Below are 15737 nucleotides of genomic sequence, written 5' to 3'. Positions count from 1 at the left end.
CCGGACTTCATTTGCCGAAAGGACAGACGGGATAGCGGCACTCCGGACAGACGGAACAGAAGCCGCCGTGTCCCAGCACGGCCACGTCTTCCGCCGTCACGTCAAGCCCGGCCAGCAGGCGCGGCACCAGCAGATCGAAGATGCTCGCCTTGTGGTACATGACGCAGCCCGGCAGGCCCAGCACCGGCACGCGACCCTTGGGCGTGCGGACATAGGCCAGCAGGAACATGGCCCCGGGATAAACCGGCGCGCCGTAGCTGACCACCTCCGCGCCCGCCGCGCGGATGGCCGCCGGGGTGCGGTCGTCAGGGTCCACCGACATGCCGCCGGTGACCACCACCATGTCCGCGCCCTGTTGCAGAAAGGCGGCAATGGCCGACGCGGTCATCTCCACATCGTCGCTGGTCAGGGTCTGGCCCATGACGCTGCTGCCCAGGCCCGCGAATTTTTTGCGCAGCACCGGGCCGAAGCCGTCCTGAATACGTCCGTAAAACACTTCGCTGCCCGTGGTGACCATGCCCACCTGGAAACGGCGCAGGGGCAGCACCTCCACCACCGGAGAACCGACCATGCCCTCAAGGGCGCGCAGCTTTTCGTCGCCAATGAGCAGCGGCACCACGCGGGTGCCCGCCACGTCCCGGCCCTTGTCCACTTTTTGCAAGCTGTGCAGCGTTGCCAGGGTGATTTCGCCCAGGCTGTTGATGCGGCTGAGCGCGGCCACATCCACCCGCAGCAGGCCGTCACAGGCGGCGGAAAAATTGATCCGCCCTTCCTTGGGCTCGCTGAGCAGGATGTTGGCCCCGGCCGTGATCGCGGCAATGCGGGCCGCCGCCTCGTTTTCATGCACCATGCCCGGCTGGGGCTCGAACACGAAGAGGTGCTCCTTGCCCACTTCCAGCAATACGGGAATGTCTTCTTGCCGCACCACATGGCCTTTGCGGAAGACCGGCCCCTTGCTCTGCCCCGGCACGATGCGGGTAATGTCGTGACAAAGCACGCTGCCCACGGCATCGCGCACATCAATGGTTTTCATGGCCGCCGCTTTCGACATGGCGTCTCCCAAGCCTGGATAAGAGACAATTGCCGTCTCAATGTTTTTTCACAAATATTTCCCGCGTTGCCGGGATGTTGCGAAGGCAATTTCATTGAAGTTGTAAATATTTCTGAGCTATGCTTTTACCAACATATTACCAATCCCGCCATAATATGCAAAATAAAAAATGGGCATTTACAAATCGTGGATATTTTAACATCTTGTCTTATAATACTTTTTTCTATCTATTTCCTCTCTTTTTACTGAAAACGTGACTATTGGCGAAAGAAGGGAGCGCGGCGGCTCCGTTTTCCCGCGCAGGGCAACGGATGAGGGCGGGAATTGACAGGAGCCCTTTTTCCTGCAAGAGGAAACAGAAAAACACGCTGCCGCCCCTTGGCGGCACGGCGTACGGTACGGCGTCTTGTCGCAAGCCGGGCCGCAAGCCGGAGAACTTGCCATGCACAGATTCTTTTGTCGTCCGTCCCGGCCCCGGCGGCCGTCCATGCCGGTTTTTGCCCGGATTCTGGCTCTGGCCCTGCCCGTGGGCTTTCTTTTGACCGGCTGCGGCCTTTTCTCCGACACGCCCCCGCCCCCGGCATATCAGCCCGGCCCGGTGGAAGCCTATCTGATTTCCGCCTCCGCCGGGGAATCCACTACCCTGGACGACCCGGCCTTCGGCAAGAACGTCCGCGTCACCCTGGACGACGCTTTTACCTCGGCCAAGGGCGAGGAATGCAAACGGGCCACCGTGCTGGCCGGGCAGAAAGAGGCCGAAGTGGTGGTCATCTGCCGGGACGGCGAGGGGCAGTGGCGGATGGCGCCCCGTGTCTGGGGACAAGGCATCGACACGCCCTGACTGAAAGGACGATTTTTGCCTTCTGGACTGCGTCAGAAGGCGATTGCGGCCCAAACCTGTACCAAAGAGTACTATTCCTGAGCCGCAATCGCCTTCTTCCTTGCCGGAAAACAAAAAGCGTCCTTTCAGGTTGTCGCGCAATACAGCTCTGCGCCGCGTTCACGCCGCGCGGCCCGTATCAACACAAGGCGTGATCACAATCATGTTCAAATCATTCCGCTTCGTTCTCGCCCTTCTTCTCGTTGGCCTCGCCTGCGGCACCGCCCGAGCCGCTGACAGCGTGCAGCCCTACGGGGCCAATCTTTTTCAGGGCAATTTCGCCAAAGGCCAGGAAAACGGCGCGGTGGCCCCCGGCGACCGCGTGGTGCTGCGCCTCTGGGGCGGCGGCCTGAATGTGGACGGCACCTTCACTGTGGACGCGCAAGGCCGCATTGATCTGCCGGAAGTGGGCTCCCTGCCCGTGGCGGGACTGGCCCACGACAAGCTGGTGGACGATCTGCGCAGCAAGCTGGCGGCCACCGGCCATGCCGACACCCAGGTTTATGTGGCTCCGCTGGACGCCCGGCCCGTTTCCATTTTCGTGACCGGCGGCGTGGCCAAGCCCGGCCGTTACGCGGGCTCGCCCAATGACCCTGTGCTCAGTTTTCTGGACAAGGCCGGAGGCATTGATCCGGTGCGCGGCAGTTACCGGGCCGTGAACCTGATCCGCGACGGCAAGACCATCAACAGCCTGGACCTCTATCCTTTTGTGCGCCGGGGCGAGCTGCCCTCCGTGCGCCTGCTGGAAGGCGACACCCTGGTGGTGGGCGACAAGGGCCCGACGATCACGGCCACGGGCACGGTGCGCAACGCCGCGCGTTTTGAGTTTCTCAAGGGCCGGGCCACGGGCGCGGCGCTCATGGAACTGGCCGAACCTGAACGCCAGGCCTCGCACATTTCCCTCAGCGGCACGCGCAACGGCGCACCCTACAGCACCTATCTGCCGCTCAAGGAATTGCGCCATCTCAACCTGGAGGACGGCGACCGCGTGCAGTTCATGGCCGACGCCACGGGCAACACCATGATGATCGAAGTTCAGGGCGCGGTGCGCGGCACGTCGCGTTTTCCGGTGCGCCGGGGCGCGCGCCTCAAGGACGTGCAGAACTTCATCGCCGTGGAGCCGGGGCGGGCCAATATCAAGGCCATGTACATCAAGCGCAAAAGCGTGGCCGCGCGGCAGAAGAAAGCCATTGCCGACTCCCTGCGCCGCCTGGAGGAAACCGCGCTCACGGCCTCGTCGTCCAGCTCCGAGGAATCACAGATCCGGGCCAAGGAAGCGGAGATGATCGCCAAATTCGTGGAACGGGCCAAGAGCGTGGAGCCCGAGGGCGTGGTGGTGCTGGACAACGGCGCGGACAGCGGCAAGCTGGTGCTGGAGGACGGCGACGTCATCGTGATCCCCGGCAAGAGCGACGTGGTGCTGGTCAGCGGCGAGGTCATGGTGCCCCAGGCCATGCTCTGGAACGAAGACAAGGATCTTCGGGATTACATCAAGGGAGCCGGCGGCTACAGCAACCGGGCCGACCGGGATCATGTGCTGGTCATGCACCAGAACGGCTCGGTTTCCCAGAACGGCGACGCCATCCGCTCCGGCGACCAGATCCTGGTGCTGCCCAAGGTGGAATCCAAGAATATGCAGGCCGTCAAGGACATTTCCCAGGTGCTCATGCAGGTGGCCGTGTCCACCGGCGCGGTGCTCGGCCTGCCGTTCCTGCAATAATCCTCCATTTGACGCAACAACGGCGCGCTCTTTTGGTAAAGAGCGCGCCGTTGCAGTTATAAAAAAAATCCTTACACCGTCAGGTCAAGGGCTCCGGGCAGCGCACCGGCTTGAGTCGCGGAGGTTCCGGCAGCCTCGACCGGCGCTGCCGCCGGGGATTCCCCGGCAACGGCGGCAATGCTCTCCGCGCCGCCGGGATCGGATGCCGTGGCTGCAATCGGCTGCGTCCCGCCGTCGGTACGGCCTTGCGCGGGCTTGGCAGTCGCATCAGGCGTTACGGCGGCAGACGCATCCTGTTCCTCCACGGAAGACTCCGAAGCAGCCTTCCGCTCGTCCGAACCGTTCAGAATTTCCTCGGTCTTTTCTTCCAGACGTTTTTTGATCTCATCCAGAGTATCCTGAGACTTTTCAGTCACATTCTGCCGCATGTCCAGCTGCATCCGGCGAGCGGCTTTCTGTCCCTCAAGAACCCTGCGGCTCATACTCGCGCCATTGGGGTCAGCAGCCATACAGGCCGCCATGCCCGCGAGAAGCACGCTGTCCTGGCGGTTGGCCATCCGGCCGCGCGCCTCGGCGGCGATCTGCCGGGCTTTGCTGTATTTGGATTCCTGGCTGTCGGTGGAAACGAAATTCCCGGCCATGACATTGATGCCGTCCACGCCCATACCGCGCCTCCTTTCTCCTCTCCCGCGCCGCAAACGGCGGGCCGCCGCACTACTCTCCTTCTCTCTTATCGTCCCGCTCTCCGAAAAGTTTAGCCGCGCCCCATTCTTTAGGCTCAGCGCAATGTTATCCAAGCGAGACGCGGCCTGTGCGGATAGCCTGCCTTTCAAAAGGAGATGCCATGTCCGCCCGTTATCTCAGCCACTGTTGCGCGCTCTGCGCCGTCGTGCTCTGGTCCTCGGCGTATGTCTTCACCAAGGTGGCGCTGGCTTCGTTCACGCCCGCGACTCTTGCCTTTCTGCGGTGCGCCGTGGCTGCCCTTGCCCTGCTCTGCCTGGCCGCGCGGCGCGCAAAGGGTTCCTGCCGCGCGCGGGACTGGCCCGTATTCCTGCTTTCCGGCGTTCTGGGCTTTTCCCTGTATCTCTGGCTGTTCAACACGGGACAGGCCGGTCTGACCGCCGCCACGAGCTGCGTTCTGATCTCCACCGCGCCCTTGATCACGGCGGTCATGGCGGCCGCGCTGCTGCATGAAAGGCTGCGTCCCTCGGGCTGGCTCGCTCTGGCTCTGGCCTTTGCCGGAGTCCTGATTCTTATGCTCTGGGACGGAACGCTTTCCCTCAATGACGGAATTTTCTGGTCTCTGGGAGCAGCCGTCTGCATCAGCGGCTACAATCTGCTCCAACGGCGCCATGCCGGGCGCTGCGGTACGCTGACGCTGACCGCCTGGAGCTTCGCCTGTGCCGCGCTGACGCTCAGCCCTTTCGCGCCCGAGGCCGTGCGCCGGTTCTGCCTCGCGCCCTGGACGCACTGTTGCGCGGTTGTTTTTCTGGGCCTTTTTCCCAGCGCCCTGGCCTATCTGCTCTGGGCCAAGGCCCTGTCCCTGGCGAAAAGCGCCGGTGCGGCGGCCGCCTATATGTTTCTGACCCCGCTCTTTTCCCTTCTGCTGGGCTATGCCGTTCTGGCCGAGGTGCCGGGGCCGGGGACCTTCGCGGGCGGGGCCGTGATTCTGGCCGGGCTGGCTTTGTTCCAGCGCGTGCGAAACTGACCGCCGGTCAGCCCCAATTCTCCCAGAAGACGCAGGCCTCGCGATAAGCCTTGGGGCTGACGCCCAGCGCCCGCTTGAAGCAGCGGTCCAGATGGCTCTGATCGCAAAAGCCGAGCCGGGCGGCCAGATCGGCAATGGACGGCGCGTGCGCGAGCAGATGACGGGCCGCGCGGACCCGGCTTTGCACAAGATACTTATGCGGCGTGAGCCCCAGTTCCCGCCTGAAGCGGCGGATAAAATGAAAGGGGCTGAGGGCATCCGCGGCGGGGTCGGCGTCCGCGCCTTCCTCCTCCGGGAGCTCAAAATGCCGCAACGATGCGCTAACGGCGGGGTGCAGCGGCGGCCGCCCGTCCCTGACCGGCATCCCCGTCTCCGGAAGCAGAGCATCCAGTCCGGTCAGCAGCGCGCCCGCGTCCTCCGGGCGCAGCAGGCCCTTTTCCCGCAGCAGGCCGCAATATTCCGCGCAGACGCGTTCAAGCGCCTCCCGGCGCAGGGCCGCGCAACGTCGCAGGTCAATGCAGAGGGAAACACAGTCAAAGCCGTCGCTGTAGGCCGGACTGTGCGGCTCATGCCGCGCCACGGCATACACGCTGCCGCGCGGGTAAACACATTCCGTCCGGCCCCGCCGCAGGCAGACCACGCCGCGCCGTACCAAGGTCAGGGTACAGGCCGCCACATGGGTGTGCTCCGGGTAACGCAGGGCCGAGCCCCTGGAAAAGACCATCTCCAGCCCGGCTTCGCGGGCGATATGAAAAGACAGTTCCGGCTGACGCATTTTTCCTCTTGTTTCATGCGATGCGGCACCCCGTGCCGCCGCTCTTGTCAGGCCGGGGCCCCCCGCCTATCATGGGCTATCGGGCGTCTCTGCCCGCAAAGGAGTTTATAATGCTGCAATTTACTGTTGATAAAGACAAATGCGTTTCCTGCGGCGCCTGCGCCGAGGATTGCCTGCCCCAGGCCATTCAGATGCTGGATCAATACCCCGTTATCCCCAATGAGGACCGCTGCATGCGCTGTCTGCACTGTCTGACGGTCTGTCCCGTGGGGGCCATTTCCATTCTGGGGCACAGCCCGGCGGAAAGCAAAGTCCTCAAAGGGAATCTGCCCGCGCCGGAACAGGTGGCGACCCTGATGAAGGGCCGCCGCTCCGTGCGCCGCTACATCCGGAAAGACGTGGACCCCATGCTGCTCCGCCGAGTGCTGGACGCGGCGGCGCACGCGCCCACGGGCGTCAACGCGCGCAAGCTCTGGGTGACGGTCATTGACGATCTTGAGGTCATGGATGACTTCCGACGCGAAGCCTACCAGCGTCTGGAGAATCTGGTACGGGAAAACCGTATGCCGGAAAATCCGCGCCGCCGGTTTTTCACCACCGCGCCGGAGCTCTGGCGCAACGGCCTGGACCCCATTTTCCGGCAGGCACCCCACTGCATTCTGGTTTCCAATGCCGTGGACGCGCCCTGCCGGGAACAGGATTCGCTGATCTATCTTTCGTACTTTGAGCTCATGGCCCAGAGCGCCGGTCTGGGCACGGTCTGGTGCGGCCTGCTCTACTGGTGTCTGCGGCTGGTGCTGCCGGAACTGCTGCCCCGGCTGGGCATTCCGGAGACGCATGAACTGGGTTACGCCATGCTTTTCGGCGCTCCGGCGGTGCACTATCTGCGCACGGCGGAACGAGGTCCGGCCGCAATCCATCGTGTGACCCGGACCGACCGCTGAGCGGACCGCCGGTAGCCGGACTCGCGCACGGCGTCTGGTACCGTGTAACGTTTAAGCGTCACACGGTATCAGACGGACGTCCACCTTTTCCCCCAGCACCTTGTGCAGCAGTTTGCGGCTGCGCTCCATTTCGCGCAATTCCATGGGGCAGGCGGCCACGGTTTTGATGTGGAGCTCCAGTTTCTTGCCCCGGCGTTGAAATTCCGCCGCGCGCACCAACTGGCAATGGGTTTTGTCCAGGCGTTCGGCCAGAGTCAGAAAAAGGGAAAGAATCCGCACCGCATCCTGCCGGGCCGGAGCGAGTTGCGCGAAAATCTCAGATTTGGGCGAAGCCCGCTTGCGGTGAAAATAAACCGTGGCCGCCAGCACATCGATTTCCTCATCCGTGAAGCCCAGCAGTTCCTTGTTCCGGATCAGATAATGGCTGTGGGCATGGTGGTTCTCAAAAGAAATGAAAATGCCCACGTCATGCAGCAGGCCCGCGTAACGCAGAAGTTCCCGACGGCCCTTGCCGCCTTTGTGCAGCCCCAGGCGGGCGGCGCTGTCAAAAAGCATCAGGGCCAGATCGGCCACGTGCCGGGAGTGGCGCTCCTCAAAGCGGCAGAGGCGGCCCAGTTGCAGCACGCTCTGCTCCCGCGTGGGGATGCCCTCGGGAAAAACGTCGGGCCGGGTCCGCATCAGATAGTCCAGCAAAATGCCGTTTTGCAGGCTGCGGTTGCTGACGCTGATGCTCTCCACGCCCAGCTCTTCCATCAGGGTCTGGACAATGGCCGCTCCGGCCACGATGACGTCGGCCCGTTTGGGATTGATGCCCGGCAGAGCCCGGCGCTCCTCCAGAGTGCAATTTCGGATTCTGTCCGCCAGGGGCAACAATTTGTCATAGGTCAGAAAGCGCGCTTCCGGCGCTTTTTTGCCCAGTCCAGGCTGGTCGGCGGCAGCGGCCATGGCTGCCAGGTTCTGGATGGTGCCGGAACTGCCCACGGCCTCAGCCAGGTCATAGCCTCCAATGCGCTTGACCGCATGCAGCAGTTGATTGCGGATGGCGTCCTGCACCTGGCGGTAACGCGCCACTGATACCGGGCCGTCGTCCGCGCCGAAAAACTGGTTGCTCAGGCGCACGCAGCCCACTTTCACGGAATCCAGATTGGAGAAATTGTGGGAATTGCCTACAATCAACTCCGTGCTGCCGCCGCCTATGTCGATGAACAGCCGGTTTTCCTCGCTGTATTCCAGGCCGCTGGCCACGCCCAAGTAGATCAGGCGCGCCTCCTCCCGTCCGGAAATGACGGTAAAGGTCAGGCCCGTATGTTCCCGGACCCGCTTGAGAAAAGCCGGGGCGTTCTCCGCGTCGCGCACGGCGGCCGTGGCGCAGGCCACGATCTCCGTAACGCCGTAAGCCGAACACATCCCGGCCATGCCCCGAAGCACATGGACAGTGCGCTGCATGGCCTCCTCGCGCAGGCGGCCGTGCAGAAATACGCCCTCGCCCAGGCGGACCATATGTTTGACCTGATTGAGCACCGTGCAGGAGGCGTTGACCGGCCCCACCCGCACCAGCATCAGGCGCACGGAGTTGCTGCCCAGGTCGAAAATACCCAGCACCTTGCCGGGCTGAGCGGCGGCTCCGGGGGATTCGCCCCTTCCCGCTGACCCGGCGGGAACGGCGGCACGGGCCGGGGGCTTCATTGCGGCAGGCATGAACAGCGCAGCTCCCTGCCGAATTCGGCTTCGAAAAGGTCGCCCTTGACCTTGGCCCGGCGCATTTCCTCCGGGCAGGGGGCTTTGGCTTGCAGGCATAATTCCACGCGTTTTTTTCCGATCCGGGCGCTGACATCCTCCACCAGGCCCTGACGGCTGTAATCCAGGGCGTCGGCCAGGCGCAGCAACGCGGCCAAGCGCAGCACGCATTTCCGCTCATCCTTGCTCAACGCGGCAAAACGCCGATGCCGGGGTGAAGGCCAGGCCCGCCGGTGATAGCGTGCCAGCAGGGCCACCAAGGGACGTTCCGCCTCATCCGGCACCAGGGCCGGATCCGTTTCAATAAGCCGCATGCTGGTTTTATGGTGCTTTTTCCGGCCCTCCACCCAACCGATATCGTGCAGGCGGGCGGCGGCGCGCAGGCGATCTTCCCATGGAGCGCCCAGCTTGTGCAGCGGCGCAAGTTCGCGGAAAAGCGCGACGGCAAGGCGCTCCACCTGGCGGCCGTGAACCAGAGCCCCGGTGTAGACCGGATCGTCGGGCAGGCTGGGCTCATAGGCCATGTCCACCGGCGTGGCCGGGCAGTGCGCGGCAACGCCGTCCCCGGGCTTCGGCGTCTTGGCCGCCGGGGCCTTTGCGGCGGCTTTCGGCGCGCTTTCAGCGGCCGGGGCCGATGTGGCCTTGGCCGTACCGCCACCTTTGGCACAGGAAGGCCGTTTTTTGGCCGGGGGCGCGGGTTTGGCTGGTGTGGCCGCCGAAGCCGGCGTTTTGCTTTCGTCGTTGTCTTTTTTCATAATTTTTTCGGCGTTAGAGGGTGTCGTCATAAGCTGTGTTTTCGTGTTATATCAAAGAGAAAGAACCTGTTAAGGCTGCTGTCCTGAGCCGTTATGCGAGGCACTGTACAATTCTATCAGGCTCTCCTGAGAATTGACAAGTTTGTCCTTTTTTCCGGGTTTGATGCGGAGATACTCGCCGTCGGCAAGCATTCTGTAGCACTGCACCGTGTCTTTCAAATGCAGTTTCAGAATGGTATTGCGAAGATAGTCGCGCAGCTCCTTGTCCAGAACCGGCGTCAGAACTTCCACGCGGCGGTTGAGATTGCGCGGCATCAGGTCGGCGCTGCCCATGTACAGTTCGTCCGCGCCGTTATTGCAGAACCAGTAGATGCGCGGATGTTCGAGAAAACGCCCCACCACGGAGGTGACGTCGATATTCTCGCTCACCCCCGGCAGGCCCGGCCTGAGGCAGCAGATGCCGCGCACCTGCAGGTCAATGCGCACCCCGGCCTGCGATGCGCGGTACAACGCGCGGATCAGCCCTTCGTCCACCAGGTGATTGCATTTGATAATGATCTGACCGTTGCCGTGCTCCCGCTGATGCTCGATTTCGCGCTCAATGCGCGAGAGCAGGCCCTGGCGCATATTGACCGGCGAGACCAGAAGGCGCTGGTAGCGCTCATGCACGGCGTAGCCGGTCATGTAGTTGAAAAGATCCGTCATATCCGCGCAGATCTGCGGATCAGCCGTGAGCAGGCCCATGTCCGTATAAATCCGGGCGGTGGAGGGATTGTAATTGCCCGTGCCGATATGCGCGTAGCAGGCCAGGCCGCGTCCCTCCCTGCGTACCACCAGGCAGAGTTTGGCGTGGATCTTCATGCCCTTGAGGCCATAGACCACGTTGACGCCCGCATCCTCCAGCTCCTCGGCCCAGGTGATGTTGCGCTCCTCGTCGAAACGGGCCTTCAGTTCCACCACGGCCGTGACCTGTTTGCCGCGCCTCCGGGCCTCCATGAGCGCACCCACGATAGGCGAATTGGCGCCTACCCGGTAGAGGGTCTGCTTGATGGCCATCACGTCCGGGTCCTCGCCGGCCTGGCGGATGAATTCCAGCACGGCGCAGAAACTGTCGTAAGGATGGTAGAGCAGCCTGTCCCTAGCGCGGATGGCCGGAAACATGCTTTCCATGCCGCAGATGTCGGGCTGACGGGGATGCTGCGGCGGCAACTTGAGGCCGGGCCTGTCCACGCCGTAAAACGGCAGCATCTGGGAAAAGGCCAGGGGGCCCCGGATCTTGTAAATCTGGAACGGCCGCACCTCCAGATGCCGCGCCAGAAAATCCACCAGCATGCGGTTCACCCCGCTGGCGAACTCCAGGCGCACCACATCGCCGAAGCGGCGCTGGTCCACCAGATCCCTGATGGCTTCCAGCAGGTCGTCGGCTTCTTCCTCGGCAAGTTCCAGGTCCGTATTGCGGGTGATCCGGAACAGGCCGCAGGCCAGAATTTTATTGCCGTAAAACAGGGTTTCCAGATACTGGCGGATCAGATCCTCCAGCAGAATCACATCCGTGTCGCGCAGATTGCTGGACAGGCCGAGGCAGACATAATCCTTGGCCGCCTTGGTGCGCGGCACGAAGACGAAGCGTGAGACATTGCTGGGGCAGCGCAGCCGGGCAAAGCGGATGGTATTGTCCGGGCACTGGAGTTGAACGATAAAGTTGACGCTCAGATTGGAAATGGTGGGAAAGGGATGGGCCGGGTCAATAGCCTGGGGCGTCAGCACCGGATAGACTTCGGTGTGGAAGAAATCATCCAGAAATTTACGCTGTTTTTCCGTGAGCTGGCTGTAGCGCCGGAAGCGCACGCCTTTTTTAGCCAACAGGCGTGAAAGCTCTTTCCAGTGCTTGTAGGCCGTTTCCTGCAGGGCCAGAACCCGCTTGCGGATTTCCGCCAGCTGGCGGGCCGGGCGCAGCTTGTCAGGCGTGCCGCAGGGCAGGCCGTTTTTGTGCTGCTGCACGATGCCCGCCACCCGGACCATGAAAAATTCGTCCAGGTTGTTGTGAAAGATAGCCAGAAATTTCAACTGCTCCAGCAGCGGAAAGCGCGAATCCAGCGCCTGATCAAGCACCCTGGCGTTGAATTTCAGCCAGCTCAGTTCGCGGTTCAGATACAAATCCGGGCAGCTCAGATCTTCAATCGCCGCGGCGCGGCACCCCGCGTGGCCATCATCAACCTCGACGGGTCCGGTTGCAGCGGCATCCTTGGGCATATGATCTCCTCAGTGCGTGTTGGACAGGCACGATCCGGGTTCGGCCCCGCCCGTTATGATCCGCTTGTTCAGCGTCTGATTGCGAAAATTTCGAGCGTATTCCTGCTCCCAATTTTCGCAGGAACGTCCAGCGAAAAAAACATGGTTTTTCGCTGAGTCACGGCGGTTGCGCCGCCGCAACACCTTACGGATTTTGGGTGTCTGATTTTTCACATCAGGCACCAGCATACAGCACACAGGACAACAGACAAGAAACTAACGGTGACATTTCCGTGACATTTTCCGGGACGGCTCACCGGCCGCCGATCACACGCCAGGCGATGCCCCAATCCTCGGGTTCGGGCACATGCACCTCTTCCCAGGCAAAGGGCGTGGGCCGCCGCGTCACACCAAAATACAAGGGGCCTTCGGACTCTTCAACCTCGCTCCAGGGTTCGCCCTGGGGAAATTGCAGATTATAGGCCGCCACATTCTCCAGGCGGCTTTTGTCCACAATGACCGGAGGCTCAATCACCACATTTTCCCATTGGCCGCTCAGCAGACGCAAATAGCGCCAACTGCCGCCTTTGATCTCCACATTGCGCAAATCCAGGCGCCGGGTGACCTCCCCGGCCTTGCTGCCCAGCACCGGCGAGGCCAGGGTAATGTCCCGCGCTTCCAGGTTGCCGCCGCCCAGCGACAAATGAGCCGGAGCCGGGTCACGGTGCAGGACATAGATTTTGCCTTTGCCCAGGGCATGCGCGCTGTTGCCCGCCCCGCCCTTGCCGGTGGAATACAGATTATGGACCAGATAGCCCTTGACCGTGCTGAGCACCTCCGCACCGGACAGGCTGGAGTCGCGCACCACCAACTCGGCGGCCCCCAGGCGGGAATCGGCGACAGTGCAGTTCTGCATGAAAATGGCGTCGCAATAGACTGAAAAGCGGCTGAAAATACTGTTGCGCGCAATCAGGAAACTTTTATTTTTTTCAGCCATGTGGATTTTGATCTTGCCGCCGCTGATCTGCGAATCTTCCACACAAATCCGCAGCTCCTGGCCGGACAGCAACAGCCCGTAGTTTTCCTCGGGCACGATATCGGTCATTTTCTTGAACGACACCTTGCCGCCCGCTCCCCGAAGTTCAGCCAGGCGAACTCTGTACAAACGGCTTTGTTCAAAAAGCACGTCCTTCATGGACGAGCCCTCGAAAGTGGTCAGTACGAGCGTGCCGTCGGCATTCTTCCCCGACTCCAGAGCGCAATTCCTGAACACCACGTTTTCAAATACGGAATGGCTCAGATCGACTCGCAAAAAACGGCGGTTTTCAAAAATAATGTTGCGGAAGCGCGCTCCACCCGCGACCACGTCTTCAAACACCATATCCCGGATGACCGTATCCGCCAGATGCAGGTCGTACAGGCGGACGCCCACAAAGGTATGCCCGCTGAGCTGTTTATCCGTGCCGGAAAGGCGTATCTCCGCGCCGACGGCTTGGCTGAAAAAAATGATGAACGCCGCCAGAATGAAACCGAAACGGCGCATAGCGCGCAACATAGGGTCTCCTCCATCCATAGGTTCCGCCCGCCCCGGACTGCAATACTCTTTTTAAGACAGAATAATAATTTATCTGATCGCAGGGTAGCTGTCCACAGCGGCAGCCGCCGTTTTCGCGGTAAAACGGCCCGACAGGGGATGACGGAAAAGGAAAAAGAGCAGAAAAACAGTCCGCACCACACAACCTGCAAACAAAGAATTCCCCGGCAGGCACTGCCGGGGGAACTGAGGGAACAAGACGATTACGGCTTACAGAAACGGAGCATAACACCAACGTTCTTTTCCCCGCGCATACTACGCGGTGCTGTTATGCAATATTTGATAGCAGAGCGTTCCAAAGTAAAAATACGCCAACGAGGCCGCGGGAACGGCCTTGCGCTACGAGCGTCAGCTGCCGGGGGCTATGCCGCCTTACGGATGGCGACAACAGGGACGGCTGTAAGCGCAATGTATTTGCGCTGTTGCCTCTCCCGTCAGCGAGTTTTCGAACAAATCGTGTCTCAGCGCCGGAAATAGGAAATGATTTCACGAAGATCATCCGCAAATAACGAAAGGTATTCAAAAAAGCTCTGTTTGCGCAACAGCATGCCGGTCATATCCGCAAGCAGCTTGGCATCCACCTCTGGAGGCGAGAAAGGCAGCGTACCGGAACCGCCGGGCAAAGGAGCTTCCCCGTTGCCTCTGATAAGCCGGAATGAAGCCTGGGCGCGTTCCACAAAGTCCTGGGGCACACTGTCGTCCTCGGCGAGAGGTACGCCGGGTCGGGCGCGCATATCCGGCTCACGATAATCGACAATAATTTTAAGCTTGTTTTTCTTGGTCAGAAAAATCATCCGGTAGGCAAGGCTTCCACGGCTCCAGGGCTCGGATTCGCGCGCATTGAACCAGGGGTCGTTCTCCGCCGTGGGCAGCACCGTGGTGCCCGTGCCCTCAAGCTCATCATAACGCAGGTTGACATGATGCAGACCAACCACGCCGGTAACCGCATCCGACGCCCAAGAGAGCGTTCCCGAGGTAAAAGCCAGAATAACGATCATTCGGGCGGGCGGGCACGCCGCATCTCCGGCACCGTTGGCATACAGGCCGTACCAGAGATTTGCCGGATAGGTTCTCATGATCCTGGCGCTCAGCCTGGGAAAAATCCTGGTCCGACGGGCATCAAGCAGATCGAAATCCTCACGGCAACGCACGGCAAGCGAAGGCGCATAGGCGGAAATCAGCATATCGTCCGCCGACACAACGCGCCGGGCCTTGGCCAGCTTGTAAATAATGGCAGCCAGGCACACGAACGGGACCAGCAGAATGAGTACGAGACGCGCCATACAGCCTCCTTGCAACGAATGAGAGGCCACGCCTCGCCTATCGGCTCGGCGTGAAGAGTTGCACAGCAAAGCACACGTTTTTCCTGTGCCCACGCCGCCTGCGGCGATGCGCATCCCCTCGCGGGTTTGCTACATGTGTCGCCCAATGCGGCACCAGATTGTTCCTGTAATTCGGGCTTGCCTGGAAAACCAAAGAAAGTCAACGAGACGGGGGACATGATCCGCGTTGCCCGCCCTTGTGATATGGTACTAAAATGCCGCAGACGACGCTGCCGGGCGTCTTTTCAGGAGACAAACAGAGGCCCTACGCAACTCCGCTGCAAGCCGCCGCTGGCAGCATTCCAAACAGGCTGTTACGGTTTTTTTTCAATCCGCTGCAATACGCCGTTCTGAATGTAAAAAATATGACTATACCGCTTCGGAGGGCTCTCTCCCGGCGTGGGTTTCGAAAGCGGCCGCACATGCATGATTATCATTTTTCCCGCAGTGGCCCTGCTCACTTTCATGCAGTAATTGAAATCTCCTATTCCCTCGCGCTCCAGTTCCGCGCGTACCATATTCTCAGCCTTTCGAATTTCCTCCTTGCCCGGCAAATCGGCACTAAGATCCTTGTCAAATTCAATAACAATCGTGCCCATCAGGCAATCGTCTTCATCCGGCGGCAAAATGCGCAGGCGCTGAAAAGCGGCAACGGGCACGCCGATAACGGCCAAAAGGCAAAAAAGAGCGCAGGCAAAGAGTAAGGCGCGCATCGGCCTGAATCCTCCGAAAGCACTGTCTGGAGGCGTGCGCCGGACTTCCGGCTGTTTAGCAAGGAACATATAAGCGCGATATCTGATCATCGTGTGGCTGTCCACCCCGCATAAGGCGGGGGGAGGGGCACGTACCGAAGGAAGGAAGGAAGGAAGGAAGGAAGGAAGGAAGGAAGGAAGGAGCAGTGGGTAGTGGGGAGGGGAGCTCCGGCGGGGGGAGCGCCGGATACGAGAAGCCCCCCTTGCGCTGAGAGCGGCGAGGGGGGCTTCCGAGCAATTTTTGGCAGCGGCCTACTTTCCCACATG

General features: G+C 61.3%; 13 protein-coding genes. 4 read left to right on the top strand and 9 right to left on the bottom strand.

What is annotated here, in order from left to right:
- Nucleotides 1-7: 7 nt before the first annotated feature.
- On the bottom strand, nt 8-1033 hold the full coding sequence (locus KH208_RS04685; protein WP_367114938.1) for a molybdopterin-binding protein: 1026 nt from the start codon (nt 1031-1033) through the stop codon (nt 8-10).
- A gap of 460 nt (nt 1034-1493) precedes the next feature.
- Here KH208_RS04685 and KH208_RS04680 point away from each other — a divergent pair, with 460 nt between their 5' ends.
- Nucleotides 1494-1892 carry a DVU3141 family protein gene (locus KH208_RS04680; RefSeq protein ID WP_291434271.1) on the top strand — a complete coding sequence of 133 codons (399 nt, stop codon included), beginning with the start codon at nt 1494-1496 and terminating at the stop codon, nt 1890-1892.
- A gap of 202 nt (nt 1893-2094) precedes the next feature.
- Complete coding sequence (locus KH208_RS04675) at nt 2095-3651, top strand: polysaccharide biosynthesis/export family protein (protein ID WP_291434268.1); 1557 nt, start codon at nt 2095-2097, stop codon at nt 3649-3651.
- Nucleotides 3652-3722: 71 nt separating this feature from the next.
- Here the strand turns inward: KH208_RS04675 and KH208_RS04670 are convergent, their stop codons facing one another.
- Nucleotides 3723-4316: a hypothetical protein gene (locus tag KH208_RS04670; RefSeq protein WP_291434266.1), complete on the bottom strand. Its 594-nt coding sequence runs from the start codon at nt 4314-4316 to the stop codon at nt 3723-3725.
- Between the two features lie 179 nt (nt 4317-4495).
- Between KH208_RS04670 and KH208_RS04665 the strand changes: the two genes are divergently transcribed.
- Nucleotides 4496-5359, top strand: a complete 864-nt coding sequence (locus KH208_RS04665) for a DMT family transporter (protein WP_291434264.1) — start codon at nt 4496-4498, stop codon at nt 5357-5359.
- Between the two features lie 7 nt (nt 5360-5366).
- On the opposite strand, the gene KH208_RS04660 is transcribed toward KH208_RS04665, so the two are convergent.
- Nucleotides 5367-6134, bottom strand: a complete 768-nt coding sequence (locus tag KH208_RS04660) for an AraC family transcriptional regulator (RefSeq protein WP_291434262.1) — start codon at nt 6132-6134, stop codon at nt 5367-5369.
- A gap of 110 nt (nt 6135-6244) precedes the next feature.
- On the opposite strand from KH208_RS04660, the gene KH208_RS04655 reads away from it, so the two are divergent.
- The gene (locus KH208_RS04655) at nt 6245-7078 is read left to right on the top strand and encodes a nitroreductase family protein (RefSeq protein WP_291434261.1); all 834 of its coding nucleotides are present in this window, start codon (nt 6245-6247) and stop codon (nt 7076-7078) included.
- 51 nt (nt 7079-7129) lie between these two features.
- On the opposite strand, the gene KH208_RS04650 is transcribed toward KH208_RS04655, so the two are convergent.
- The 6 genes from KH208_RS04650 to KH208_RS04625 all read right to left on the bottom strand — a co-directional run bounded on the left by KH208_RS04650 (nt 7130) and on the right by KH208_RS04625 (nt 15521).
- Nucleotides 7130-8776 (bottom strand): Ppx/GppA phosphatase family protein, encoded by a 1647-nt coding sequence (locus KH208_RS04650; RefSeq protein WP_291434260.1) that lies wholly within the window; start codon nt 8774-8776, stop codon nt 7130-7132.
- Nucleotides 8761-9570, bottom strand: a complete 810-nt coding sequence (locus KH208_RS04645; protein ID WP_291434258.1) for an HD domain-containing protein — start codon at nt 9568-9570, stop codon at nt 8761-8763. Before KH208_RS04645 ends, KH208_RS04650 begins: the two co-directional genes overlap by 16 nt.
- 69 nt (nt 9571-9639) lie before the next feature.
- The gene (gene ppk1, locus KH208_RS04640; RefSeq protein ID WP_291434256.1) at nt 9640-11823 is read right to left on the bottom strand and encodes a polyphosphate kinase 1; all 2184 of its coding nucleotides are present in this window, start codon (nt 11821-11823) and stop codon (nt 9640-9642) included.
- A gap of 292 nt (nt 11824-12115) precedes the next feature.
- Entirely contained in the window at nt 12116-13357 is a 1242-nt protein-coding gene (locus KH208_RS04635) for a glycoprotein (RefSeq protein ID WP_291434254.1), read from the bottom strand.
- Between the two features lie 500 nt (nt 13358-13857).
- Complete coding sequence (locus KH208_RS04630; protein ID WP_291434252.1) at nt 13858-14679, bottom strand: DUF4851 domain-containing protein; 822 nt, start codon at nt 14677-14679, stop codon at nt 13858-13860.
- 353 nt (nt 14680-15032) lie between these two features.
- On the bottom strand, nt 15033-15521 hold the full coding sequence (locus KH208_RS04625) for a hypothetical protein (protein WP_291434250.1): 489 nt from the start codon (nt 15519-15521) through the stop codon (nt 15033-15035).
- Nucleotides 15522-15737 lie beyond the last annotated feature (216 nt).

The sequence above is a fragment of the Desulfovibrio sp. genome (assembly GCF_018379785.1).
Taxonomy (GTDB): Bacteria; Desulfobacterota; Desulfovibrionia; order Desulfovibrionales; family Desulfovibrionaceae; genus Desulfovibrio.
The sequence above is the reverse complement of the archived record's forward strand: the minus strand, read 5'-3'. Positions and strand labels throughout refer to the sequence as shown.

Coding starts and splice junctions, on each gene's coding strand:
- KH208_RS04655 (WP_291434261.1), top strand. CDS start 6,245: ATGCTGCAATTTACTGTTGATAAAGACAAATGCGTTTCCTGCGGCGCC.
- KH208_RS04650 (WP_291434260.1), bottom strand. CDS start 8,776: ATGCCTGCCGCAATGAAGCCCCCGGCCCGTGCCGCCGTTCCCGCCGGG.
- KH208_RS04665 (WP_291434264.1), top strand. CDS start 4,496: ATGTCCGCCCGTTATCTCAGCCACTGTTGCGCGCTCTGCGCCGTCGTG.
- KH208_RS04685 (WP_367114938.1), bottom strand. CDS start 1,033: ATGAAAACCATTGATGTGCGCGATGCCGTGGGCAGCGTGCTTTGTCAC.
- KH208_RS04675 (WP_291434268.1), top strand. CDS start 2,095: ATGTTCAAATCATTCCGCTTCGTTCTCGCCCTTCTTCTCGTTGGCCTC.
- KH208_RS04645 (WP_291434258.1), bottom strand. CDS start 9,570: ATGAAAAAAGACAACGACGAAAGCAAAACGCCGGCTTCGGCGGCCACA.
- ppk1 (WP_291434256.1), bottom strand. CDS start 11,823: ATGCCCAAGGATGCCGCTGCAACCGGACCCGTCGAGGTTGATGATGGC.
- KH208_RS04670 (WP_291434266.1), bottom strand. CDS start 4,316: ATGGGCGTGGACGGCATCAATGTCATGGCCGGGAATTTCGTTTCCACC.
- KH208_RS04680 (WP_291434271.1), top strand. CDS start 1,494: ATGCACAGATTCTTTTGTCGTCCGTCCCGGCCCCGGCGGCCGTCCATG.
- KH208_RS04625 (WP_291434250.1), bottom strand. CDS start 15,521: ATGATCAGATATCGCGCTTATATGTTCCTTGCTAAACAGCCGGAAGTC.
- KH208_RS04635 (WP_291434254.1), bottom strand. CDS start 13,357: ATGTTGCGCGCTATGCGCCGTTTCGGTTTCATTCTGGCGGCGTTCATC.
- KH208_RS04660 (WP_291434262.1), bottom strand. CDS start 6,134: ATGCGTCAGCCGGAACTGTCTTTTCATATCGCCCGCGAAGCCGGGCTG.
- KH208_RS04630 (WP_291434252.1), bottom strand. CDS start 14,679: ATGGCGCGTCTCGTACTCATTCTGCTGGTCCCGTTCGTGTGCCTGGCT.